The 24,503-nt window shown below is 54.9% G+C and carries 18 protein-coding genes; 13 read left to right on the top strand and 5 right to left on the bottom strand.

Features of this window, described 5'->3' with window-relative positions; translation table 11 throughout:
- Positions 1 to 605: 605 nt before the first annotated feature.
- Entirely contained in the window at positions 606 to 1,856 is a 1,251-nt protein-coding gene (locus FF011L_RS23740) for a DUF1573 domain-containing protein (protein ID WP_145354430.1), read from the top strand.
- A gap of 63 nt (positions 1,857 to 1,919) precedes the next feature.
- Positions 1,920 to 3,599 carry a multiheme c-type cytochrome gene (locus FF011L_RS23735; protein ID WP_145354429.1) on the top strand — a complete coding sequence of 560 codons (1,680 nt, stop codon included), beginning with the start codon at positions 1,920 to 1,922 and terminating at the stop codon, positions 3,597 to 3,599.
- Positions 3,600 to 3,615: 16 nt separating this feature from the next.
- Here FF011L_RS23735 and FF011L_RS23730 read toward each other — a convergent pair whose 3' ends face one another.
- Both FF011L_RS23730 and FF011L_RS23725 read right to left on the bottom strand, forming a co-directional pair.
- On the bottom strand, positions 3,616 to 4,344 hold the full coding sequence (locus FF011L_RS23730; protein ID WP_145354428.1) for a PH domain-containing protein: 729 nt from the start codon (positions 4,342 to 4,344) through the stop codon (positions 3,616 to 3,618).
- On the bottom strand, positions 4,341 to 4,880 hold the full coding sequence (locus FF011L_RS23725; RefSeq protein ID WP_145354427.1) for a PH domain-containing protein: 540 nt from the start codon (positions 4,878 to 4,880) through the stop codon (positions 4,341 to 4,343). The genes FF011L_RS23730 and FF011L_RS23725 overlap by 4 nt, the downstream gene beginning before the upstream one ends.
- Positions 4,881 to 4,939: 59 nt before the next feature.
- On the opposite strand from FF011L_RS23725, the gene kdsB reads away from it, so the two are divergent.
- The 7 genes from kdsB (at position 4,940) to FF011L_RS23690 (ending at position 14,771) form a co-directional block, all read left to right on the top strand.
- The gene (gene kdsB / locus FF011L_RS23720; RefSeq protein WP_145354426.1) at positions 4,940 to 5,692 is read left to right on the top strand and encodes a 3-deoxy-manno-octulosonate cytidylyltransferase; all 753 of its coding nucleotides are present in this window, start codon (positions 4,940 to 4,942) and stop codon (positions 5,690 to 5,692) included.
- Between the two features lie 126 nt (positions 5,693 to 5,818).
- Entirely contained in the window at positions 5,819 to 7,447 is a 1,629-nt protein-coding gene (locus FF011L_RS23715) for a CTP synthase (RefSeq protein ID WP_145354425.1), read from the top strand.
- Between the two features lie 3 nt (positions 7,448 to 7,450).
- Positions 7,451 to 7,888, top strand: coding sequence for a DUF1844 domain-containing protein (locus tag FF011L_RS23710; protein ID WP_145354424.1), 438 nt, complete (start codon positions 7,451 to 7,453; stop codon positions 7,886 to 7,888).
- A 197-nt stretch (positions 7,889 to 8,085) separates the two neighbouring features.
- Complete coding sequence (locus tag FF011L_RS23705) at positions 8,086 to 10,212, top strand: S9 family peptidase (RefSeq protein WP_218932845.1); 2,127 nt, start codon at positions 8,086 to 8,088, stop codon at positions 10,210 to 10,212.
- Positions 10,213 to 10,812: 600 nt separating this feature from the next.
- Complete coding sequence (locus FF011L_RS23700) at positions 10,813 to 11,736, top strand: hypothetical protein (protein ID WP_145354422.1); 924 nt, start codon at positions 10,813 to 10,815, stop codon at positions 11,734 to 11,736.
- A gap of 8 nt (positions 11,737 to 11,744) precedes the next feature.
- The gene (locus tag FF011L_RS23695; RefSeq protein ID WP_145354421.1) at positions 11,745 to 13,226 is read left to right on the top strand and encodes a dockerin type I domain-containing protein; all 1,482 of its coding nucleotides are present in this window, start codon (positions 11,745 to 11,747) and stop codon (positions 13,224 to 13,226) included.
- 90 nt (positions 13,227 to 13,316) lie between these two features.
- Positions 13,317 to 14,771, top strand: coding sequence for an oxidoreductase (locus tag FF011L_RS23690; protein WP_145354420.1), 1,455 nt, complete (start codon positions 13,317 to 13,319; stop codon positions 14,769 to 14,771).
- Positions 14,772 to 14,899: 128 nt separating this feature from the next.
- On the opposite strand, the gene lexA is transcribed toward FF011L_RS23690, so the two are convergent.
- Complete coding sequence (gene lexA, locus FF011L_RS23685) at positions 14,900 to 15,505, bottom strand: transcriptional repressor LexA (RefSeq protein ID WP_145354419.1); 606 nt, start codon at positions 15,503 to 15,505, stop codon at positions 14,900 to 14,902.
- 463 nt (positions 15,506 to 15,968) lie between these two features.
- Between lexA and FF011L_RS23680 the strand changes: the two genes are divergently transcribed.
- A complete protein-coding gene (locus FF011L_RS23680; RefSeq protein ID WP_218933240.1) occupies positions 15,969 to 16,925 on the top strand; it encodes a DUF1559 domain-containing protein in 957 nt (318 codons plus the stop codon).
- A gap of 85 nt (positions 16,926 to 17,010) precedes the next feature.
- Positions 17,011 to 17,430, top strand: coding sequence for a hypothetical protein (locus tag FF011L_RS23675; RefSeq protein WP_218932844.1), 420 nt, complete (start codon positions 17,011 to 17,013; stop codon positions 17,428 to 17,430).
- A 65-nt stretch (positions 17,431 to 17,495) separates the two neighbouring features.
- On the opposite strand, the gene FF011L_RS23670 is transcribed toward FF011L_RS23675, so the two are convergent.
- Together FF011L_RS23670 and FF011L_RS23665 are read right to left on the bottom strand one after the other, a co-directional pair.
- Positions 17,496 to 18,848, bottom strand: a complete 1,353-nt coding sequence (locus FF011L_RS23670; protein ID WP_145355858.1) for a sigma-54-dependent transcriptional regulator — start codon at positions 18,846 to 18,848, stop codon at positions 17,496 to 17,498.
- 13 nt (positions 18,849 to 18,861) lie between these two features.
- A complete protein-coding gene (locus tag FF011L_RS23665) occupies positions 18,862 to 20,484 on the bottom strand; it encodes a sensor histidine kinase (RefSeq protein WP_145354416.1) in 1,623 nt (540 codons plus the stop codon).
- A 428-nt stretch (positions 20,485 to 20,912) separates the two neighbouring features.
- On the opposite strand from FF011L_RS23665, the gene FF011L_RS23660 reads away from it, so the two are divergent.
- Both FF011L_RS23660 and FF011L_RS23655 read left to right on the top strand, forming a co-directional pair.
- Positions 20,913 to 22,439 carry a sialate O-acetylesterase gene (locus FF011L_RS23660; protein WP_145354415.1) on the top strand — a complete coding sequence of 509 codons (1,527 nt, stop codon included), beginning with the start codon at positions 20,913 to 20,915 and terminating at the stop codon, positions 22,437 to 22,439.
- 361 nt (positions 22,440 to 22,800) lie between these two features.
- On the top strand, positions 22,801 to 24,078 hold the full coding sequence (locus FF011L_RS23655; protein WP_145354414.1) for a protein-L-isoaspartate(D-aspartate) O-methyltransferase: 1,278 nt from the start codon (positions 22,801 to 22,803) through the stop codon (positions 24,076 to 24,078).
- Positions 24,079 to 24,503: the final 425 nt, after the last annotated feature.

The following is a 24,503-nucleotide window of genomic DNA, read 5'->3' as shown; positions in this document are numbered from 1 at the left end:
GTGATTGTCGCCTTTCGCTCCGTGAAAGACGACAGACAAAAATCTGGCTCCCCTCGCCCCCCAGCCCCTCTCCCCCAAAACAAGCTATTGATTCGCAGTCCATTGAACTGGCTGACGAACCGTTGTTTCAATATCAAACCTGTTTTAAGCGAGCTTGTTTTGAGGGCGAGGGGAGCCAGGTTTTCTTTGTTTATTCTTTTTGCTGCGCGAAAAACGACAGGTTTTCTTTGCTTATTCTGCTCGATCTGCGAAAGAACGCTCCCTGAAAGCTACTTTCGCGGAGCGTAAGGCTACAAACTTTCTCCGCTTTCGATTAAATCAATAAACCGCAAACCCTCGCCCTGGAACCTGTTGTGTGTTTGCCGGTCGGATCGCGTCGATCCGCTAGGAATGCGATTCTCGCGATGCCCTGTAGGGCGATCTTGCTTTGCAAGACAGGCGTCGATACCAAACCCTCGAAATACGCCTAAATCCATATAACCGACGCCTTTAACCGCCAGCTCGCGAGGGCTTCGCCTTCTCCCTTCTCCGATTCGAACCCTCAGGGGCTGTGGATCGTAGAATGGAGGTGAGATTGTCGTTCGTTTTGAAATTGGAGGATCGTTGTGGTCCGTTTTTTGATGCTTTGCTTGCTGGCTGTGGTTGCTGGCGGCTCGATTGGGTACGTCAGTGCGGCTCGGAAATATGTCTGGACTGAAGAGTATTTTGGGCATTTTCAAAAAGGGGACGATCTGACGGTCGACGAATTGCTCCCGCTGATGGGGTCGCTTGAACAGAACGGTGTCCCTCGCGTGGAAGTGATTGGAGGGAAGGACTACGATTTTGGGCGAATGGTTCGGGAAGGTCAAAAATCGCATCAGTTTGTCTTGAAGAACGTTGGCGATGGCATTTTGGAATTGTCGGTGCTGAAGACCACCTGCAAGTGCACCGTGGGCAGTCTGGAAAATGCGAGTCTGAAGCCGGGGGAATCGACGACGGTCGATATGGTTTGGAACGCCAAGACATCGGGTGACACTTTCGCTCAGACGGCGACGATCGCGACGACGGATCCCTATCAGGGCGAGCTGCAGCTGAACATCACCGGGGATGTGGTCGACACGTTTGCCCTGCTTCCGAGTACCTGGGTGGTCGGAGAGGTTAGCTCGGGGACGCCGATTGAAAAAGAAAGTCGAGTCTACAACCGCTTGCCGTATGACCTGAAATTTGCTGGTGTTGAGTGGATTACGCCGCTGCCTGGTGTCGAGCCCACCGTTGACGTCGAAGAGATCGAAGCGGGGCCGGAAGATATCGAAAACCAGGGCGATACCCGGCAGGTGTTTCGTGTCCTCCTAAACGTTCCGCCAGGATTGAACCAAGGTCGCCTTAATTATTCGGCACGGCTTCGCTTTCGCGCCGCCGATCCTACCGATCCGGCTGCCGTCGGCACCGAAGACATTGTTGAAATGACTTCGCTGGAAGGTCGAGTCGTCGGCGAGATCACTTTGAAGGGAGGGTCTAGGTTGCGTGGGCGTGATGGTGGTGAATTCCGTTTGGAGCTGCCAACGGTCCGTGTTGGAACGGGAGTTTCAGAAAAATTAATCGTGCTGCTGAGGGGGCCTCATCGAAATGAAGCCAAGCTGCACGTGGGGGAAATCGATCCTGCTGGCGTCCTTGATGCGGAATTAGGGGAACCAACGGTGAAAGATACTTTGGTTAGCTATCCGCTGACAATTCGCGTCCGCAAAGACGCCCCGGTAATGATCAAGCAGGGCGAATCGGATGACGATTATGGAACGATTTGGATTCGCAGCGATCGCGAAGATGTGGCACCCCTGATGTTACGCGTTACATTCAACGTTCAGAGAGACGCCTCCTAGGCCGATAATAGCTGTTGTATCGCGCGTTGTCGGCAATCATTAACTGCTGCGAGGAAACTCAGGATGAGAATGCAGAGCTTTAGTCAAAGTTTCAAGATTGTTTGGAAAGGGCTGTTGGTCACTTCGTTGGCCGTTGCCGTTTCCGGCTGTTCTCCTCGCAAAGCAGAAAAAGAAAGCGACGATTTGACGGTTGAAATGCCTGCAAGTCAGTCGGATCCGGGGCGTCTTACCGATGGCCCGATCACGCCACCCGATGTTGATTTGCCCGCTCCCGAGCCCGTGCAGATGACCGCGGATGCGGGAACCAAAGCCGCGCCTGCGGAAATTCCTCAGCAAGGTGATTCCGAACCACCGTTGGACTGGAAAGAATGGTCCGACCCCGCCGTCGTTTTGGTCGTTTCGGGGCAACAGCATGGGTATATCGAACCGTGTGGCTGCACCGGGCTGGAGAATCAAAAAGGGGGCATGGCCCGGCGGTACGCGTTCATGGACGCGCTGCGTGAAAAGGGCTGGAGCATTGTCCCTGTGGACGGAGGCAATCAGGTCCGGCGATTTGGTCGCCAAGCCGAAATCAAATTCCAGGCGACGGTGACCGGACTGAAGGAAATGGGTTACGAAGCGGTCGGGTTTGGGCCGGATGATATCCGCCTGGGCGTTGGCGAACTGCTTTCCGTCGCCGCTTCCGATGCGGATAACCCCGCAATGTTTGTGTCGGCGAATGTCACATTGCTTGATCCCGAATTGATGCCGTCGGTGAAACGGATCGAAAAGGGAGGACGCACCATTCTGGTCAGTTCGGTGCTTGATCCTGATTCTTTGGATACCGATTCCGGGGATGAAATCACGGTCGCCCCGGTCGGTGAAGCACTGCAGAAACTGAAAACGGATCTCGCTGAAGAAAATGATGCGTTTCGTGTCCTGCTGTACTTCGGCAAAGAGGAATCGGCCAGCAAAGCGATTCAAGAGTTCGCGCCCGATACGTTTGATCTGATGGTCGTTGCCGGTGGGTTTGGCGAACCGGGTTATAAACCGGACACGATTGAAGGTTCGAAAACGAAGATGATTGTCACCGGCGACAAAGGGATGTACTCCGGTTTGATCGGACTGTTTGACGATGGCTCGATGCGTTATTCACGAGTCGCATTGACCGACGAATTCAAAGATCCTCCAGAAATGATGCAGTTGATGGCCTCCTATCAGGAGCAGCTGAAAGCCTTGGGGTTAGAAGGTCTGGGGCTTCGTCCTGTCCCTCATCCCAAGGGAGACCAGTTCATCGGTTCCAAGGCTTGTGGAGAATGTCATACAACGGCCTATGATATTTGGGAGGGTTCGCCTCACTTCGATGCGACCGAAAGCATTGTCCATCCACCCAACGATCGTGGAGATATCGCAAGGCATTTCGATCCAGAATGTCTAAGTTGTCATGTGACGGGCTGGAATCCGCAGGAATACTATCCGTATCTCAGTGGGTATGAGGATCTAGAGAAAAGCGTCGCTCTCCATGGTAACGGGTGCGAAAATTGCCATGGTCCAGGAGCAGCTCATGCGGCGGCCGAACGGGAAGGTTCGGGGGTCGCTGCCGATCAATTGGCCAGCCTTCGAGAAGGGATGCAGCTTCCTTTGGAGCGAGCCAAACAGAAGTGCATGGAGTGCCACGATTTGGACAACAGTCCTGACTTCCACCAAGAAGATGCCTTCGAAGACATCTATTGGCCAGAAATCGAACACTATGGGATGGATTGATCCGGGCCGTCGGCGATTATTGCTGGCGGAGCAGGTTATCGATTTCGCGGAGGACGGCGACGTGCTGCAAGGTGAATGAATGGGCTGCGGTGGTCGCGTCGTTTGCTGAGGATTGTAAATCGGGTTCATCACCCAGTCCGCTGGTGCGGTTCTTCCCGATTTTCTCTCGGATCGCGTCTCGCAGTTCGCTGGCGTTTTCAATCCCTTCGATCAGTCCCGTGTGTCCTTGAGTGGATGCTTGGTGGGCGTTGCCACCGCCGCCCGCGGTATCGACGACGACGTCGGCGATCCCGAAAAATCGCTGCACGGGGCCCTGGCGGGTGCTGACATTTTGAATGTTTTCGAACGTGATCGTGGTTTCTCGAATCAGCCAAATCCCTCGTCGCAGCCGCATGCTTCGGTCGCTAAAGACGTACCAGGTCGTGTCATAACGCAAGCGAATTGCCAGCCAAGTGATCGCAGCGATGGCAAGCATGCCCAGTAGAAGAAAGGGAAGGGCGATCAAGCCGATCACCGGTTCTTGAGAGGTCATAATCCCCCAGACGATAGTTAACGGAATGGCAACGACTGCAAAAATCACGATCGAGGTGAAGTACAGGTAGTTGCGAAAACCCGGGGCTGGGCGTCTGGACGTGATCTTTTCGTTTTCGTGCACCGGCAAGGAAGGGGCGTGCCGCGGAACGCAGAACCAGTCGGCAAGGATTCGCCAAATGCCGTTGTAAATTGGGGTCGATGCGGTGCTCATGCCGACCCCTCGTTCGAACGGTCAGAGGCAAGTCGCGTCGACAATTGATCGCGGATGCTGGTTAGAAGTTCCAGGACTTCGTCGTGCTTCTCTGGATCGTTCGCCAGTCTGGCTTCGATCGGTTCGGGCGTGCCGGACCGAGTTCCACGCATCTGGCTGTATAGGTAGTCCCGCAGTCGGTCGGCTTGAAGGACGCCTTCAATTTTCATTTCCGGTGTGGAGGATCCCGAGGCGGTTTCGACGGAGAGTGTCGCCAGCCCCAGCCAACGTTCCACAAGGTTGCGGTTTAGGTGAATGTCCTGAATTCGTTTGTACGTCAGGTAGGTTTCGCGTCGGAACAAAACACCCCAGCAGAGCGTGATTCCCGCGTCATCAAAACGGAAGCGTAACGTGTAGTAGCGGCACAGCAAAATGCCCAGGGTGACCGGGAACATCGGTCCTGTGGCCAAGGCGCAGAGGACGTAATATCGCATCAGCGCGGGATCCGGACGGACGATTTTCGTGACGTCAAACGGTTCGTTTTGCGTAGTGTTCATGGAACAGATACTTCGATGGTGACTGTTACTTCTTGGCTGGAATCGGTAAAAAAGAAAGCATGAAAATTCACGCAGTCATCCCCGCGCGTTTGGCCTCCAGCCGACTACCTGAAAAGCTATTGTTGCAGGTCGGCGGACGGTCCGTACTTCAGCATACCTACGACGCTGTATCCCAGGCCAAGGGGATTGAACAGGTGACGGTGGCGGTCGATGACCCGCGGCTGGCGCAGGAGGTCGATGGGTTTGGGGGAAACGCCCTGATGACCAGCCTGGACTGCCAAAGCGGAACCGACCGCGTCGCCGAAGTTGCTCAGGCTTGGCCGGATGTGGAAATATTCGTCAACGTTCAAGGGGACGAACCGGAAATCGATCCTGCGGCGATCGAATTGGTGGCTCAATTGTTGGCCGACCATCCCGAAGCGTCGATCGCTACGGTCGCGACTCCGATTCGGGCCATGGAACCACTAAACGATCCGAACTGCGTCAAAGTGGTCGTCGGGACGGGGGGCGAAGGGCTTTATTTTAGTCGTTCTCCGATCCCGCACGTTCGGGGGGGCGTCACTGCCGCAGCGTTGGAAGCGGAGCCGCCGTTGTTCTGGCAGCACGTCGGATTGTACGCCTACCGCCGTTCTTTTCTGTTGTGGTTTGCCCAGCAACCGCCCGCAGCTCTTGAGCAAGCGGAAAAACTGGAGCAATTGCGAGCGCTTGCCACCGGCCACAAAATCATCGTCGGAAGAGTCGATTCGGCGGCGACGGGAATTGATACATTGGACGATTTTGAAGCCTTTTGCCAGCGTTTTGAGAGAAAATAGAATTTCTGGCCTCGGTGGAAATGGAGGCGGAACGAAGACGAATGGGGGCGTGGGAGAGCCTTGTTCCCTAAATTGTCACCGTTTGCCATCTTCCCTGATTCCTTGCTAGCAGTAAGATCGGGTTCCATGACCAAACACATTTTTGTAACCGGCGGTGTAGTTAGTTCCCTGGGCAAGGGCTTGACCAGTGCGTCCATGGCCATGTTGCTTGAGCAACGTGGCCTGCGTATTCGCATGCAGAAGCTGGATCCGTATATCAACGTCGATCCGGGGACGATGAGTCCTTATCAGCATGGTGAAGTTTATGTTCTGGATGACGGCAGCGAGACCGATCTGGATCTAGGGCATTACGAGCGATTCACCACAGGCAAATTGACTCGCGATTCCAATTACACGACCGGGCAGATTTATCTGTCGGTCATCGAAAAAGAGCGGCAGGGCCGTTTTCTGGGAAAGACCGTTCAGGTCATCCCCCATATCACCAACGAAATTAAGTCGGTGATTCGCAAATTGGGCGGCGACGACGTCGACGTGGTGATCACCGAGATCGGTGGAACGGTCGGCGACATCGAAAGCCTTCCTTTCCTGGAAGCGATCCGTCAATTCGCACAAGACATTGGTCGTGAGAATTGCTTGTTCATGCATCTTACGTTGGTCCCGTACCTGAAGGCTGCGGACGAATTAAAGACCAAACCGACTCAGCATTCGGTCGGTCAGCTTCGCGAGATCGGCATCCAGCCTGACATTTTGGTCTGTCGTAGCGAGCGGAGCATATCGCGTGAAGATCGCGAGAAAATCGCTCTCTTTTGCAACGTTCCGCTGAACGCGGTCATCGAAGAAAAAGACAAAGACTTTTCGATCTATGAAGTCCCTCTTTCGTTGGTTGATAACGAACTGGATGAATTGGTCATCAAGAAGTTAGGGTTGTCCGCCACCACCCTCGACATCCAGCCGTGGCACGATTTGCTGCACCGTCTGCGAAATCCTCGCCATGAAGTTTCGATTGCGGTTGTCGGGAAATACGCCGAGCACCGCGACGCCTACAAATCGATCTATGAAGCGATCGATCACGCGGGCATGCATGGTCATACTCAGGTTCGTGTCGGACGGATTCAAAGTAGTGACATTGAGCGTGAGGGTGCCGAGCGATTGCTGGGTGGTTATGACGGCATCCTGGTCCCCGGTGGATTTGGGGAACGTGGGATCGAAGGAAAAATTCAGGCGGTGCGTTACGCTCGTGAGCGAGGGATTCCGTTTTTCGGAATCTGCTTGGGGATGCAATGTGCGGTGATCGATTATGGTCGCTACGTCATGGAGCTAGAAAACGCCCATTCGACGGAATTTGATAAAGACACTCCATTCCCCGTTATTTGCTTGATGGATGAGCAGCGCAACGTGGTTGAGATGGGAGGCACGATGCGGCTGGGGACGCAGCCGACGGCGATGCAAGAAGGTTCGCGAGCGGCCAACGCATACCAGTCGACCTCCATCGATGAACGGCATCGCCATCGGTATGAATTCAACAATGATTACCGCCAGCGGTTTGAAGAGGCTGGGATGCAGTTTTCCGGGACAAGCCCCGATGGTAAGTTGGTAGAGATCGTTGAACTACCAAATCATCCTTGGTTTGTAGCGGTGCAGTTCCATCCTGAATTCAAGAGTAAGCCGCTGACGGCGCATCCGTTGTTCACCGGATTTGTTGAAGCAACGGTCGTTAGACAGAAAAATCGTGTTGCCAATACTAAAGGAACCTAGCGAATGACTGATTCATCATCAGAAGACGAACCAAAAATCATCGTGGACGAAGATTGGAAAGAGCAGGTTCAAAAAGAAAAAGAAGCTTTGAAGGCTGCTGAAGAAAGCGAAGAGTCCGCAAGTGAAGCTGCAGACGAAGAATCGGCAAGCGAAGAAGTCGCCGAAACGGAACCTGCGGCGGAATCCAATTTCAAACTGCCTCCCGCTTCGTTCGAAACTTTGATTTCGATGATGTTCACCCAGGCGATGGCCATGTTGGGACAGATTCCTGACCCCAATACCGGCAAGCCAACGGTCGATAAAGTGGTTGCAAAACACTACATCGACACGCTGGAAGTTCTAGAAGTAAAGACCAAAGGCAATCTGGAAGAAGACGAAGGCAAAATGTTGGGCGAAGCCCTGCACGCGTTGCGAATGGCATTTGTGTCGGTCAAAGGGTAGTCGCCGCAATCACGCTCGCCAGAGCGTGGGCAGGCCGGCAATGCTTTCGCAAGCAAATACAAGCACGAAGGGCAAGCGAGTGAATAAACGATTCGCTGGCGTGAGTCCAATTTAATCTCTGTGATTTCAATCAAGATCGCGGGATCGCTATACTGATCGTTCACACTTGACCGTTGGACTTTCAGATGGACTTCATGATGCGATCGATTGCTGTTCAATTGTTTTCTTGTTGCCTGCTGCTTGGGGCTTCCCAAGCGGTGACGGCTGAGCGAATCACTCCAGAACGTCTGTGGGATTTGCATCGTATTGGCGACGCTGCGGTTTCTCCGGATGGGACGCAGCTCGCCTACTTCGTTACCGAGTATGACGTTGCGGAAAATTCCGGGACGACTCGACTGATGCTGCAGCCGCTTGAATCAGCCGCGGGGAAAACTCCTGCGACGACTTCACTTGGTTTCGAAACCCCGCTGCGAGCCGCGAAGGCGACCGAGCGACTGCCCGCTACCAAAGGTTTGAATTCGCTTAGCTGGATTCAGCGTCCCGAAGGATCGCGATTGTTGTATATCGCCCCGGGACCTGGCGAGGAGGGCAAGCCTCAGGCTTGGATGCTTGATCCTGCGGGTGGCGATCCGGTGCAGGTGACCGACATCGCCGACGGGATCGGCAATCTAAAACCTTCCCCGACCGGTCAGTCGATCGCATTTACGGTCGAAGTGAAAATGGACAAAGAGGTTAGTGAACTCTATGACGATTTGCCCAAGGCCGATGCAAGGATCATCGATTCGTTGCTATTCCGTCACTGGGACGCTTGGCATGACTATGCCTATAGCCACGTCCATGTCGCACCGTTGGATGAAAGTGGCGTTGCGGAGCCTGCGGTCGATCTGATGAAGTCCTTAAAAGCCGATTGCCCGGTTCCTCCGTTTGGTGGTGCCGAGCAGTTTGAGTTTTCGCCGGACGGAAAGGAATTGGCGCTCACTTTGAAATTGGTGAACAACCCTGCAGAAAGCACGGACACCGCGATTTACTTGGTGTCCGCTTCGGGAGGATCACTGCGAAATATTACTCCCGGAATGCCTGGCTACGACATGTCGCCACGCTATTCGCCCGATGGACGCTTGATTGCCTTTGATTCGATGGAGCGGGGTGGTTTCGAATCCGATCGAAACCGGATCATGGTCTATGATCGGACGACGATGCAGACGCGCGATGTAACCAAGGGCTTGGATCAAACGACTCATGGGGCGACCTGGAGCCCTGACAGCAAGAGTTTGTATTTCGATAGCGAAACGCGAGGCACCACGCAGGTCTATTCCATTCAAGTCGAATCGTCTGAATTGCAGATGGTTTCCAAAGGATGGTTTAATTTCTCGGTGGTGGCTCCGGTCCTGGATGGAACGCATTTGTTGGTTCGACAACAAAGCATGTTGCGTCCAACGGAACTTGCATTGGTCGATCTTGACCAGCAACAGCTAGTGACGATCACCGACGTCAACGGCAGCATCTACAAAGGTTTGGACCTGCCTCGGATCGAAGAGCGATTTTTTAAGGCAACCGACGGCAAGATGATTCAGAACTGGGTGATTCTGCCGCCCGATTACGACGAATCCGATGACCGTCAGTGGCCGATGTTGACGTACTGCCAAGGAGGACCGCAGGGACAGATTGGTCAATGGTTCTCGTACCGCTGGAATTTCCATTTGATGGCCTCCAAGGGCTACGTCGTGTTGGCTGTTAATCGTCGCGGTTTACCCGGATTTGGACGTGAATGGAATGACCAGATCAGTGGCGATTGGGGCGGTCAAGCGATGCAGGACATTCTCGCTTCCACCGATGCGATGCTGGGAGATCCAAAGATCGATCGAAGTCGTGTTGCGGCGATCGGTGCCAGTTTTGGAGGCTACACCGCTTATTGGTTGATGGGGAACGCAGGGAACCGTTTTTGTGCGATCATTTCACACGCCGGCGTCTACAACCTTGAATCGATGTATGGATCGACCGAAGAACTGTTTTTTGTAAATTGGGATTTAGGAGGCCCGTATTGGCAAAGCCCCGAAGTGGCCGCCAAGTACGCTCAGTTTTCCCCTCATCGGTTTGCCGGAAACTGGAAGACTCCGCTGTTAGTGATCCATGGTGAAAAAGACTTCCGAGTTCCAATCACGCAGGGGATGGAAGCTTTCACGGCGGCTCAGGTGCAAGGCGTTCCCAGCCGTTTCCTTTACTTCCCCGAAGAAGGGCACTGGATCCTCAAACCACAAAATGGAGTTTTGTGGGGACGGGTCTTTTTCGATTGGATCGATCGCTACTGCCATCCAGAGGAGTGATCGCATTAGTCGAGTAGGGCCGGGATGAACGGTAATCGCCGCTCTTGACGGAACGGTGCAAGCGGCTTGTTGATTTAATCGAAACCTAAGAAAGATTGTCGCCTCTCGCTCGGGACGCGAAATTAGCTCTAAGGGAGCGTTCTTTCGCGGGGGACGTGAAATCTATAAATGAAGAGTTTGCAGCCGTTGACGAGCCTACATGGGGCCGAGTGAACAGGTAGCCCGGAGGGCGGCAGATACTTGCCGGCGGTGCAAGCCGCCGGAGTGGGGATCACGAAAAGGAAAGCCCAGCGGGCGACAGAACTATCCTTGTCTGCCGCCCGCTGGGCTAAAAGCACTGCACTTAGGCTCGGATGGGCAGGGTTGAAATCGTCATCGATTGATTTCGCGTCCCGAGCGAAGGCGACAATCACTAAATCAACAAGCCGCGCGCGTCGTTCCGCTAGGAAATGAAAGGGCGTCCCAAACCCGCCAGGCTGTTGAATTCTATCTTTTTTCGCGGTGATCGGACTTGCACTGTGAATGGAATGTTGCGTAACGTCGGCTCGAAGATCCCTCAAAATGGAGTTCTACAGCATGTTATGTCAGCGTTGGATATTTTTGAAAACTATTTCGGGCATTCTTACCGTCACGGCGTCCGGAGCCTGGGGCGCAGATGTTCCTGGAACTGCCCGTCAATACGATTCGCAGTCTAGGCAGGCCGCTGCCCAGGCCAAATTGCGTCCGCTTGGATCGCCAAGTTTGGTGGATTCCCTTCGTCAGATCCCGGTTCCTTCAGGCAGCGGTTTCCGCGATGCGGCTCCCCGGGCGTCTCAATCGCTGGCGCCGGTGCAGCAGACGGCTTGGATGCAGGCTAGCGGAGGCATGGCGATTCCTCCTTCATTGCCGCCCGATGGATCGTTGCCGGGGCCTCCAGATTCCAGCCCTTTGCCGACAGCTCCAGGAGCGGGGCCAACCGTAATGCCGCCACCCAATTTGTCCACTCCTCCTTCGATGCAGCCGGGGAGCGGTCCAGTCGCCGGCCCTCCTCCGGCCATTGGAGCACCGCCAGCGTATCCGTCCGGAGCTTCGACGCCGTTGCCGCCGGCGACGCCACAACCCGTTCCATTAGATACTAGCTCGGCCAGTGATCGCTCCTTGCCAGTGCGGTCGGGTGCGGATCTCGCTCCGATGTCGCCGCCTCAATTGGCGCAGGGAATGGCAACCGTAGGAAATTGTGCTGCCGTTTCAGCCCCTTCGGGTTATAGTGCGGGAATGAATTGGGGCTGTGGGTCGGCTTACCCGACATCGACTTACGTTCCGACGGCTGGAACCTATGTGCCTCCTCCGGCTACTTACGGGCCGACCGTAATTTCGCCTGCTGCGATGCCTTTGGTCCCGCAAAAAAAGGCGGGTTGCAATCCATTGTTTACACTGGGGCAGGATATGAATAACGTTCAGGTAGGGCAGGGAATCATCGGACAACCAAAAGCCTACGTTCCGGGCCAAGGCGTACGAAATTTCATTCGCTATTTTACCCCCTAGAGGTTCGTATGAATTGGTTTCGGCGAATTGGCCAAGCTGGCCGGCAGCGAAAGGTTCGCGGCCGGATCGAAGTCTTGGAGGCTCGTAATTTGTTGGCCACCGTCGGCGAAACCTTCGTATTGACCGAGGTGGTCGACACGGCTGGATTGGCAGGTGCCACTTCGGCGATTGTGGACTGGGGCGACGGCACGAGCAGCGTCGCTAACGTTTCTGGCGACGCCGCACCTGGGCCACTCAGAATTCGTTTTGATTATTCCCTGGATGCAGACGGTTTCTTTGCCGGCGCTGAAAGGAAAGCCATTCTGCAGGCGGCCGCGGATTCCATCGTGCAGCGATTTGCCGATCGTTTGGATTCGATTCAACCCAGCGGAGGTAATACATGGGTTCCCGCGATTATCCATCCACGCACAGGAAGTTCACACTCCTTGGCGACATCCTTTGGGGTGCAAGCGAATGAACTGGTGATCTTTGTGGGGGCGCGAGACTTGCCACAGAACCAAGTGGGGCAGGGGGCCACCGGATATTTTTCGACCGCCAGCGGCAGTTCATCGTGGCTGGATAAGATCCGGTCACGCGGTCAGGAGGGGGCGTTGGGGACTAGCCTGAACGACATCGGGCCTTGGGGAGGATCGCTTGCGTTCGATACGAAAGACCAAAGTGGGGAGAACCGAGATTGGTTTTTTGGAGAGGATATTTCGGAAATCGGCTCAGGCCAGAATGACTTTTTTTCCGTGGCGGTTCACGAACTGGCTCATGTCCTTGGATTTGGAACCTTTTACGTTGGGGCGACATCCTCTGCGTGGGAAGTGCTGGCCGGCAGTGGCAGCTTCGGCGGCGAATCGGCCTCGACACTGTACGGAACGGACGTGCCGCTATCGGGAGTTTCCCATTGGCAGGACGGTCTGGAAGTGGATGGCCGCGAAACCAATATGGATCCTTCGTTGACGAAGGGGACGCGAGTTTTATTTTCCCCACTCGATTTTGCCGCCATGAAAGATATTGGCTGGACGGTTTCCGATTTGACAGCGACGGTCCAAGCGTCACACACCTATCAGGACTCCGGTGCGTATGACGTTCAGGTGCTTGTGCGGGGAAATCGGGTTGGGCAGTTAAGCGAAACCCTGGCGGTCGATGTCGCGGCTGTTCAGCTTCCGTATTTTCAAAATCCGGTTAATCGTTTCGATGTGGATGGAAACGGGCGGGTGGAACCGCAGGATGCTCTGGAGATCATCAACCAATTAAATCGCCGCAACGGCAGATCGGAACTGGTGCCCGGAGAGGAACCGACCGATCTTGCTTTTATCGACGTTGACGGAGACTACTTGCTCATTCCTTTAGATGCCCTGGAAGTCATCAATCGTCTGAACCAGTTGTCTCGCCGCGTAGTGGGGGAATCGTTGCCGACAGAAGATACCCTTGCCAGCTCATTGAGTGATCAAGCGATTGTGGATTTCAGTTGGGAATGGGAGCGGCAACGCAGGGCGCTGTAAAAGGGTTCCATAGGCAGTGAAGACGCCAACGATTATTCTTAGGGTCCCTTATTTGTTTTATGACGCTGAATTTCGATTGGTTCGCTTGCCATGCCAGCTCCTAGTTACGGAAAAATTGCTCAGATTCGGACGCCTCAGGCGCTTCAAGAGCGGCTCGCTTCTTTAAATCTGCAGTTGCCTGTCGATCCTGAAGTGTTGTCCGCTGCCGAAGGGTCGCCGCTGGCGGCCGAGGGGACGGCGGAAGGGTTGCGAATTGGGAACCGGTGGTGCATTCACCCGATGGAGGGTTGGGATGCTGGCCGGGATGGGACGCCCAGCGAGTGGACGATCAGGCGATGGCAGCGGTTCGGCCAAAGCGGCGCCAAATTGATCTGGGGTGGAGAGGCCGCCGCCGTCCGCCCCGATGGCCGGGCCAACCCGAATCAGACCATGGCGTTGGCTGCGAACGAGCCGGGGTTGCAGCAACTGCGGAATGTCTTGGTGGAAGCTCATCAGGAGGCCGCCGGCTGTACAGACGACTTGGTGGTCGGGTTGCAGTTGACGCACAGCGGTCGGTTCTGCCGCCCAAACGATAAAAAGCTCTTAGAGCCTCGGATCGCTTATCATCATCCGATTCTGGATAAACGTTTCCAAATCGATCCGCTCGATCATTCGGTCGTCTGGACCGATGCGGAACTGGATGATTTGATCGAGGAATATGTCCGAGCCGCCAAGTTGGCCGAAACCTGTGGGTTTCAGTTTGTCGACATCAAATCCTGTCACGGTTATCTGTTGCACGAATTTCTCAGTGCACGCAGTCGACCGGGAAAATATGGAGGAGACCTGGCGGGGCGGTCGCGATTGTTGCTGTCGATCATTAAAGCGGTTCGAATCGCCTGTCCAAAGCTTGCGATCGGGGTGCGTTTAAGCCTGTTTGATACGTTGCCCTACCAGCAAGGGGAAGAAGTCGGTGTACCAGCACCTTGGGATTCCGCAACCGAATACGATGCTGGGTTTGGCTGCCGAGCGGACGATCCGCTGCAGATGGATCTTAAGGAACCGATTGAATTGGTCCGGCTGTTGGCCGCCGAAGGCGTTCGTTTGCTGAATCTTAGTTGTGGCAGTCCCTACTACAATCCGCACATACAACGTCCCGCGATCTTTCCGCCGAGTGACGGTTACCAGTTGCCCGAGGACCCGTTGTGTGGAGTCGTACGGCAGGTCCGAGCGACCGCCGAATGCAAAGCCGCAGTCCCCGAGATGTTTATGGTCGGTAGCGGCTATAGCTACCTGCAGGACTACGTCGCGCATGTCGGTCAAGCGGTTGTCCGTGAGGGGATGGTCGATTCGATCGGACTGGGGCGGATGGTGTTGTCCTATCCCGAATTGCCGCTCGACACCTTGGCGGGCCGACCGATGGTCCGGAAATTGATTTGCCGGACGTTTAGCGATTGCACCACAGCTCCGCGCAACGGGATGATCAGTGGTTGCTTCCCTCTTGATCCGGCTTACAAAGCCCTGCCCGAACGCAAGCAATTGATCGAGATCAAAAAATCGCAGAGCTAACCGTCGGCTGGCTTTATGACAGCCAGTAGGTTTGCCAGCGAAGAGAACCACTGGGGGCTGCCTGAGGTTCTTCTTTTTATGTCTGCAAGTTCTGCAGACATTTTTTGCTTCCAGCTGGAAAGCCGTTTCTACAGTTTGGGGCGAATGATCCCGACGGCCAGTCCCAGCACTTCGGCTTCTCGAACGTAGATTGGCTCCATTTCTTCATTGGCGGGTTGCAAGCGAATCCGTCCGTCCTCGGGATGCCAATATTTCAGAGTCGCTTCACCTTCCGGAGTTTGAGCGACCACCATGTCTCCAGGGGAAGCGGTACTCTGTCGTTGGATGACAACAAGATCGCCATCGGCGATATGTGCATCGATCATGGAATCTCCGGAAACCTGCAGCAGAAAGCGATCTTCGCCTGAAAATATTTCGCTCAGGTTCATCCTGTCGTTTTGTTCAAAGGCAAGCGTGGTCGGCCCTGCCGCGACGACTCCGGCAAATGGAATGGCTCCGTGCATCCGATCGGCTTCATGCACGAGTTCGATAGCGCGTGACTTATTAGGAGACCGGCGAATCAGCCCCTTCCGCTCCAGCGCTTTCAGGTGGCACATCACCCCGTTAGGGCTTTTGATCCCGAATTCTTCGCCGATTTCACGGACGGTTGGGCCATAGCCTCGTGTCACGATCAGCTGCCGAATCAAGTCATAAACCGCTTGTTGACGATCGGTTAACTTTTGACTTTCTTCCACTTTAAGTCCTCCCTAAGTTGGGAACTGACGATCCGCCAAACGCCAGGGGGGCGTCTGTACAGTATCGAATTGTACACCTCGGAAATTTGAAAGTCCAGCATTTTTTTAGGGGGCAGTTCGTCGCCAATGAGGTGGTTGCTGTTCCGTATTTGGCTGTATGGGGGGGCTTGGTGGCTATGGCAAGTGTCGACGTTTGTTTCTGGAAGTGACCAAAGCGACGCGTGAATCGGTATGGCTGCATGATTCCCGTTCGGTGGCATCTTTGGGGACGTCCGCCACTACTAGTCAAAAAGCCGATTCAATTTATTTGAGTCGGCGAAGTTGGTGGCTACTATTCGATTGGTTTTCCGTTGTCGAAGCCATTCTTTTCATCTGTTCTTCGTCTTGCCTTGGCTACTTATTCCATTTTGAAGTAGCGCAAGAGATTGCAAATCTGCTCTTTTATTTTCTGGAAATTGTGAACATGGTCCGTCGTCGCAGAAGTGGTTTTACGTTGGTTGAGTTGTTGGTGGTGATTGCGATCATCGGCGTCTTGGTGGGGCTGCTGTTGCCAGCGGTCCAGGCGGCGCGTGAAGCGGCTCGCCGGATGCAGTGCTCCAATAACCTAAAGCAAATTGGTTTGGCTTTGCACAATTACGAATCGACTCATCGCGTGCTGCCGCCGGGCGGGGTTTCATCGAACAGTGCGACGCCCCACACGCTGATCCTTCCTTACATCGAAGCGAATAACAGCTTTCAGCTTTTCGATTTCAGCTTGGATCTAAATAGCAGTTCGGCTAACTCCGCAGCGGTTCGGCAAACGCTGGACATCTACCAATGTCCGTCTCATCCAGCCAGCGCTCCAGGGTTCAGCTGGGCAGGGCACGGTTGTTACATGCAGAACTTTGGTGGCTTGGCTCCGGATACAAATCGCACTGCCGTTTTCCCTCGAGGCGAAGCTCGGAAATTTGCGGACATCACCGATGGACTTAGCAACACCGCGGCATTTTCCGAAATCAAAAAGGGGGTTTATCCAGGCAGCGGTTCTTCCTTGGCCGTCTATGCTCGGACTTCTCCTGAATACTATCAAACCGCGACCGGAGTTTCCGGTTGGACGGCAGCGATGGACACGACTTACGACATCGGAGCCTGCGACGATCCAAGTGCGAGTGCCTGGCGTTATCGCGGGATGCAGTACTACCGAGCTCTCATCGTGTCGACGTTCTACAACCACACGTTGACGCCGAATTCCCGGTACCGCGATTGCATCAACAGTTCCAGCTTAGCTGCGGGGCACTTGGCAACTCGAAGTTTTCATCCTTCGGGCGTCCTGACGCTACGTTGCGACGGGTCGGTTTCTTTTGGTGCGGAAACGGTCGACGGATTAGCTTGGTTGGCGTTGGGAACCGCCAACGGAGGCGAAGTCCTGAATCTTCCGTAAGCGAAGATAGGGTTTGCCAAACGGATCGTATTTGCCCCCAGTATGTTTTGATGAAATTATCGCTAACAGCCAGAGTGGTATCGCAATGAAGTGGATGTCGTTGATTTTAGGAGTGACACTGATGTGCCTGGGTTGCAGTGACCCTGGATTGAGTTTGGTCCCTGCCTCGGGAACCTTGGTCTACAAGGAAAAGCCCTTGGCAGGATACGAGGTGATTCTGCAGCCGGCGGATGGACAAGAGCGTCGCGCTCGTGGTCTGACCGATGAACAGGGGCGTTTTCAGCTGGGGACGGTCGGAGATGCCGACGGCGCCATGGTCGGCAAGTTTACGGCGTTTGTTGTTCGCCCGGTCCAGGATCCGGGTGGCGAACCGGGGCGGGAAAATTTTTCAGCAATGAAGCCCGAAAAATCGGTGTTGCCTGCGAAATATGCCAGTCCTGAAACCTCAGGACTGACGGTCGAAATTCCCGCCGCAGGAACCACCGATCTAAAAATTGAGATCTAATGGTAATGCGTTTTCGTCTGCAGGTCGTCTAACCGGCGGCCCTGCAGACGAACCTTGGCGAACCTCTAGCCAGCTTTGCTGTCGATGGCGGCGTTCAGTTTGTTGTACAGCGTCTTCAGGCTGATTCCCAGTTCGGCGGCTGCTGCAGGTTTATTCCCGTCGTGCCGCTGTAACGCTTCTTCGATCGCATGCATTTCCATGTCCCGCAAACTGGTCGGGCCGCTGCTGCGAAGCTCTTTTCTTAATTGTCTGGAACTGAAGTGGCGAGGCAGGTGTTCCGGCAGGATCGGCAGGCCGTCGCAGAGGATCGCGGCATGTTCAATCACGTTTGCCAGTTCCCGAACGTTTCCAGGCCAGACATGTTCGGCGAGCAGTTTCAGCGTTTCCGGCGCGAACGCGTCTTTCATGTCCGGTTTCATGTCCGGTCGAAATCTGGCCAGTAAGTGATTGGCCAGTAGCGGCAGGTCGCTCATACGTTCACGCAGCGCGGGGACTTGGACTTCGAAAGTGTTGATGCGAAACATCAGGTCTTCACGAAAGGTTCCTTCATGCACCATTTGTTCTAGGTCGCGGTGCGTCGCACAGACCACGCGGACGTCGATGTTCTTCGTTTCGTTATCGCCCACTCGGCGGATGTCCCCTGTTTCCAGGACTCGCAGAAGTTTGGCCTGCATGGAAAGAGGCAGTTCACCGATTTCATCGAGGAACAGGGTTCCACCATCGGCCATTTCAAACAGCCCCGCACGGGCTGCGTCGGCGCCGGTAAAGGCTCCTTTGTTGTGTCCGAACAGTTCGCTTTCGATCAGGTTTTCGGGCAGGGCCCCGCAGTTGATCGCGACAAACGGTTGGTCGGACCGATCGCTTTTTTCATGCAGTGAGCGGGCGACCAGTTCTTTGCCCGTTCCTGTTTCTCCGCGAATCAGGATCGTGCTGTCGGTGGCGGCGACCCGTTCAATCAAGCGGGTTGCTTCGTGCATGGTCGGATGGTCCCCGATCAGTTTTGTTTCCCCTTCGGCTCGGCGGACGCGATGTTCCAAAGCGGCTACCTGCCGGCGGTTTTGGCGGCGTTCCCAAACCCGTCCCAGCAAGCCAGCGATATCGGCCAACCGGCAAGGTTTCATGACGTAGTCGAAGACCTGCAACTGGATCGCTTCGATCGCTGTTTTTTCGCTTGGGTTTCCGGTCATGATGACCGTATCCATGTCGGGCTGAAGTTCTGCCGCGCGTTCGATCACCTGGATACCGGTAAAGCCGGGCATCTGGAGGTCGACGATCAAGCAATCGAAGGCCTCTTTTTCCATTGCGGCGACCGCGGTTAACCCATCGGGGCAGACCGTCACACTGTATCCCATGCGAGGGACTTCGCTGCGAATCAACTCCTGCAAGTTGTCTTCATCATCAGCGAACAAGACCCGCATCTTGGCAGTTTCTTTAGGCGACTTGAGACGCGACATGATTGGGCTCCATAGTGTTGATAGGCAAGCTGAATTCCAAACGTGATCCGTGACCTTCGCCGTCACTGTGAGCGGTGATCACGCCGCCATGTTTGCTGATGATGCGGTGAGTAATGCTGAGGCCGAGCCCGGTTCCGCGGCCATCTTGGCGACGGGTAAAGAAGGGTTCGAAAAGGTTTTCGCAAACCTCGTCGCTCATGCCGCAGCCGTTGTCCGTGACGCTAACGGAAGCCTGGCTGTTTGTCGCTTCCACTTTGGCGATGACCAGTCCATCACTGGGAACCGATTCCAACGCGTTGGTTAAGAGGTTCAGGATCACTTGACGGATTTCCTGAGCGTTGATTTCAGCGATGACGGTTTCTGGGCATTCAATGCGGATGCTTTTGCAGCGGTACTGCCCAAGCGTGCCGACCATCGAAACGACTTCGCTGACCAGTTCGCCCAGGTCGGTCGGCGCGACCGTGACATTGCTCATGCGGCTGAAGTCAAGCAAACGTTCGGTAATCCCTTTGCAGCGAAAGGCTTCGTCCTGAATTCGGGTCAGGTTCTTCTTGAGGGCTTCGGCCTCTTCACGCATGATCGTGCATTCATCGGTCGTGCTGTGCAGCACATCGTGAAGACGTGATTCAAGGGCTTCGGCACTCCAGGCAATGGAGGCGAGTGGATTGTTGATTTCGTGGGCGACCCCGGCTGCCAAAAAGCCCACACTGGCCAACTGTTCGCGCTGGATCACTTCGCGGGTGCGTTGACGGACTTGGCTGTTCAGGCCGTCTCGAGTGCTGCGGAAACGTTCGGTCATCCCGTTCATTGCCTGGCCCAGTTCGTCCAATTCGTCTCCGGTGCCGAGTTCGATGGTGTGATCGAAATGCCCGCAGGCGACCAAGCGGCAGCCCTCCAGCAGGTTCTGAAAAGGTTGCATGATCAGGGTTTTGAACAGCCACAGGAGGACTCCCAGCATTACCAGCGCAAGGACCGTGCAAGACCACGCAAGCGTGATCCAGGTTCGGTATTGGCCGCGGACTTGGTCGCGGACGCCCGCCATTCGGCGCTGCAGCATCGATGGCAACTGTTGCGTGTAATCGGCAAGGGCATCCAGGTCCAGCTGCAGGGTTGCGAATTCAATCGCCTCCAAATCATGCAGCTGGCGGCGTTGGGTGCTGCGGACACATTGCAGTGCTTTGTCGATTCGGTTTAGCAACCGCTGTTGTTGTTCTGGATCAAGAAAGAGGTTGTCTTCCGATGAGGAGGCTGCCAAGGAGACTTGGTAGCGTGCGAGGACCGACCCGAATTCTTGCAAGGCATCGTCAAAGCGATCGCTTTCGCTCCGTTGGATCGATTCGGATAAAATCGGATCAGGCCCGATTTTAAACGAGTTGAAACTATCGTCCTCAATCCTTCGGCAACTGTCTCGCATTGTTTCTACGGAACGCAGCAAGGCGTTGATCTGAGGGATCTCCGCGGCGCGATGGTTGATGTTGTTGGCAAGGCTGCGATAGCGGTAAAGCCCCCAGAATCCACTGAAAGCGAGCGTGCTGATGATCGCCGTGAGGATCGCCAACGCCAGTAGCAGTTTGGTTCGAATGGGTGAGCGAGCTAACACCTGTGAGCCTCCCTGCTGTAGGTGGAATCCCCGGACGAAGTGCCAGAGTTTTGGTTTTTTCGTGGGGCGTGTTCTGACGGTGCCCCAGTCCGCTCAGCGACTCTAGCAATCCTTTTGTAAAAATTGCAAGACCAATCTTGGCTGCCAACGGGCTTTGATCCCGTTGGTTAAGTTTCCGAGTGGTGGTGGCTGGTCAGCGACGCGTCTGGTGCCGTTGGAACAATTGATGGAGCAGGAATTACCGTCTGGCGACGGTAGCTACGGCAGTGGCGGCCAGAGCGTGGATAATTCGTCACGAATGCATTTCACGCCCGAAAAAGAGGGGCGAGCACTGCAGGATTGTTGCTTCCAAGGCCCCTTTCTGAGATTGGAAAGAGTATGCTGTGGGACTTCAAATATTTCTGTTTCTCCCCCCTGAGGTTCCCACCATGCCTAAAGTGTTGCGTTTTTCTGCTTCTTTATTGCTGGCTGCTGCGGCGGCTTGCTCTGTCGTTTCGGACGCCGTCGCAGATGTTCGGCTTCCAAATATTTTTTCGGACCACATGGTTTTGCAGCGTGATCAGCCGAATCGCGTTTGGGGCCGAGCCGATAGTGGCGAACAGGTGACCGTCAAGATTGGTGGCCAGTCGCACGCGGCGACCGCCGACGCCGAAGGGAATTGGCAAGTCACCCTTGACCCGATGAAAGTCGGAGAACCGCTTGAGCTGGCGGTTCAAGGTAAAAACACCGTAACGGTCAAAGACATTCTGGTTGGCGAAGTCTGGATTTGTAGTGGCCAGTCCAACATGCAGTGGAATGTCGGTAATTCCAATGATTTTGATCTGGAAAAGGCAGCCGCCAATTACCCGCAGATTCGCATGATCAATTATCCACGCGTTGGGACTCAAGAGGCTGTTTGGTCTCATGATGCTCATCACTGGATGGTTTGCTCACCCGATACCGTCGGCAGTTTCTCCGCTGTTGGCTATTTCTTCGGGCGTCAGTTGTATCAGACGCTGGGAATTCCCATTGGCTTGGTTAACAACGCCTGGGGCGGATCGGCTGCGGAAGCTTGGGTGCCTCGCGAAACCCTGGCCAAGAATCCTGAAATGTACGGCCCGATGCTAAAGCGTTGGGAGTCGATGGAAGAACAGGCGAAGACGCTGCAAGCGAAAACCGATCGCAGCGACGCCGAAGAGAAGCACCTGACCAATCTAAAACGGGCTCTGCCGGGCAATCAGAACCCAGGCAATATCTATAACGGAGTGCTGAAGTCTCACATCGGATACGGAATCCGTGGGGCAATCTGGTATCAAGGCGAATCGAATGCTGGCCGTGCCTATCAGTACCGTGACCTTTTCCCTCTGATGATTTCGCAGTGGCGGTCCGATTGGGGACAGGGCGATTTTCCTTTCTACTGGGTTCAGCTAGCCGATTTCCGTCCTGAAGTCGCCGAACCTGGCGACAGCAGTTGGGCGGAACTTCGTGAAGCCCAAACGATGACCATGGACAAATTGCCGAACACCGGTGAAGCCGTGATCATTGATAAAGGTGAAGCGAAGGACATCCATCCGCGGAACAAGCAGATTGTCGGAGGCCGCTTGGCACGTTGGGCATTGGCCAACGAGTATGGTTTGGACATGGATTACCAAAGCCCTCGATATGCATCGATGGAAAAAGAAGGCAATCAGATCGTGCTGACCTTTGATAAGGTTGGAGCTGGCTGGCGTCCGTTTGATGTTAACGAACTGCGAGGTTTTTCAATCGCGGGTGAAGACCGCAAATTTGTCTGGGCCGACGCCGAGATTTTGCCAGACGGACGGATCGCCGTTTCCAGCGGTGAAGTTGCGGAACCGGTTGCCGTGCGCTACGCATGGGCCGAAAACCCGGTCGTCAACTTGTATAACAAAGACGATCTTCCTTTGACTCCGTTCCGCACCGATGATTGGCCGGGCATCACCAAAGACGCTCGTTAGCGAACGGACCGAATCTACAGCCGCGCACGTGAGTGCGCGGCTGAGGATCGAATGGCCCGGTCAACGCCGCGGCCTCCCTTTCAATGTCGCTGCCGTCGCCGGACGGCGGACCATGTTCTGCCGCACGTCTTTTTCGTTTTCGGCTCGGGTCGCTGGATGTTTGAGACGCTGGATGTTTGTTCAATTGGTTTAATCGCTAGAATCGGTACAACGGGTCAGGTCGTTCCCACGGTTGGGGCGGGGGCCTTTGGATGAAAGTTCTTTTCTGCCCGCTTGCATCCTAGGGTTATCCTAAACATAAGGAAGTCAGTAGGTTGTCTGCTGATGTCGTCGTCCTTTGATCTTTTCGCGGGAGTTGTCGATGTCGACACGATTCGGATTCTCATTTCATCCTGCTCTGTTGGCTGCGGTGTTTTCGGTTGGGTTTCTTGTCCCGTTTATTCAAGTTGGTACTGCGGTGGCGGAAGATCCATTCCAGAAAGCTAGGCAACAGCTGGTTGAGACTCGAATTCAGACCGCGGGGGTTACCGATACGCGGGTCCTGCGTTCCATCGCTGAAACGCCTCGGCATGAATTTGTTCCCACTTCGCAGCGCAGCAAAGCCTATTTCGATATGGCGCTGCCGATCGGAGACGCTCAAACGATCAGCAGTCCGTTTATTGTGGCTTTGATGACCGAGGCCCTTGATCCACAGCCGACCGACAAAGTTTTGGAAATCGGGACCGGCAGCGGATATCAAGCGGCGGTCCTCAGTCCGTTGGTAGAACACGTCTATACCATCGAAATTGTCCGCCCGTTGGGTAAGAAGGCGAAAGAGGTTCTGGAGCGACTGGGTTACGAGAACGTTTCGGCTCGCGTTGGCGATGGTTTTTTAGGCTGGCCCGAAGCGGCTCCGTTCGACAAAATCATCGTGACCTGCTCTCCCGAATCGATCCCCCAGCCGTTGGTCGATCAGTTGCGCGAAGGGGGCCAGATGATCATCCCCGTCGGCGAGCGTTATCAGCAGACTCTTTATCGGATGATCAAAAAGGACGGGAAACTGGAGCGGCAGCCGCTCCGTCCTACGTTGTTTGTTCCAATGACTGGCGAAGCCGAAGATGGTCGGCAGCAAAAGCCTGACCCGTCCAACCCTAAAGTCATCAACGGCGATTTCAGCCAGTCCGGCGACTCTTCGATCCATATTCCTGGCTGGTACTACGGTCGCCAGGTCCATCAGGTACCCGCTGAAACCGATATCGTTTCGGGGTCAAGTGCGTCGACCGCTGGAGAGAGCGATGGCTCGTATATCCGTTTCGAGAACGAAACGCCAGGACTCGATTCCCATCTATTGCAGGGATTGGCGATCGATGGTCGCGAAGTAACGATGGCCCGGTTGTCGGGGCGTGTCCGAACCCGCGCGGTGGTCGGCGCGGAAGGAAGTGACCGTCTGCCGATTGTTGCCATTACCTTTTACGACGAACTGCGTCGTGAACGGGGCACTTTTTGGTTGGGGCCGTTCCGCGGAACCCGAGGCTGGAAATCGGAAAGCCGCTTGATTCGTGTCCCACCTCAAAGCCGCGAAGCGATCCTGCGGATTGGATTGTTCGGAGCAACCGGAGTCGCTGACTTCGACGATATCGGCTTTAAAAAAGTTGATTAAAGCGGCTTGATTCGAGCGACTGGGACGTGAAATCAATAGGTGACGGTTTCCGAGCGGGGGCCACCCTCTTGCGACGGTAGTTGCGGCAGTCCCGTCGCTATGCTCGCCAGCGCGTGGGCAGACCGACAGGAGGTCACGAATCGATTTCACGTCCCTCGCTGGCATCAAGCCAAGATTTGAAATGAGATCGCAAGACTAATTCGTCGCGATTTTGGGTCGGGACAGCGCCGCGCTGTGCGGTCGTTGCCGTCGGTTTTTACGGAACCACTATCAGTATTGGAATCGTAATACTGGCTTGTTCTTCTGTATTCCCTAAAAACGGCGCCATCTTCTTGAATCCCCCAGTTTGAAGGCTATTCTAGATGGGGCTGCAAATACCGCCGCTAGGATTATCCCGATGGGCGGGATCGCAGGTAATTGGCCAA

Origin of the sequence: Roseimaritima multifibrata (assembly GCF_007741495.1) — a bacterium.
Taxonomy (GTDB): domain Bacteria; phylum Planctomycetota; class Planctomycetia; order Pirellulales; family Pirellulaceae; genus Roseimaritima; species Roseimaritima multifibrata.
This window is presented reverse-complemented; position numbering and strand designations above follow the sequence as displayed.

Coding starts and splice junctions, on each gene's coding strand:
- FF011L_RS23710 (WP_145354424.1), top strand. CDS start 7,451: ATGACTGATTCATCATCAGAAGACGAACCAAAAATCATCGTGGACGAA.
- FF011L_RS23730 (WP_145354428.1), bottom strand. CDS start 4,344: ATGAGCACCGCATCGACCCCAATTTACAACGGCATTTGGCGAATCCTT.
- FF011L_RS23735 (WP_145354429.1), top strand. CDS start 1,920: ATGAGAATGCAGAGCTTTAGTCAAAGTTTCAAGATTGTTTGGAAAGGG.
- FF011L_RS23695 (WP_145354421.1), top strand. CDS start 11,745: ATGAATTGGTTTCGGCGAATTGGCCAAGCTGGCCGGCAGCGAAAGGTT.
- FF011L_RS23725 (WP_145354427.1), bottom strand. CDS start 4,880: ATGAACACTACGCAAAACGAACCGTTTGACGTCACGAAAATCGTCCGT.
- FF011L_RS23675 (WP_218932844.1), top strand. CDS start 17,011: ATGAAGTGGATGTCGTTGATTTTAGGAGTGACACTGATGTGCCTGGGT.
- FF011L_RS23715 (WP_145354425.1), top strand. CDS start 5,819: ATGACCAAACACATTTTTGTAACCGGCGGTGTAGTTAGTTCCCTGGGC.
- FF011L_RS23680 (WP_218933240.1), top strand. CDS start 15,969: ATGGTCCGTCGTCGCAGAAGTGGTTTTACGTTGGTTGAGTTGTTGGTG.
- FF011L_RS23660 (WP_145354415.1), top strand. CDS start 20,913: ATGCCTAAAGTGTTGCGTTTTTCTGCTTCTTTATTGCTGGCTGCTGCG.
- FF011L_RS23655 (WP_145354414.1), top strand. CDS start 22,801: ATGTCGACACGATTCGGATTCTCATTTCATCCTGCTCTGTTGGCTGCG.
- FF011L_RS23670 (WP_145355858.1), bottom strand. CDS start 18,848: ATGCGGGTCTTGTTCGCTGATGATGAAGACAACTTGCAGGAGTTGATT.
- FF011L_RS23690 (WP_145354420.1), top strand. CDS start 13,317: ATGCCAGCTCCTAGTTACGGAAAAATTGCTCAGATTCGGACGCCTCAG.
- FF011L_RS23705 (WP_218932845.1), top strand. CDS start 8,086: ATGCGATCGATTGCTGTTCAATTGTTTTCTTGTTGCCTGCTGCTTGGG.
- kdsB (WP_145354426.1), top strand. CDS start 4,940: ATGAAAATTCACGCAGTCATCCCCGCGCGTTTGGCCTCCAGCCGACTA.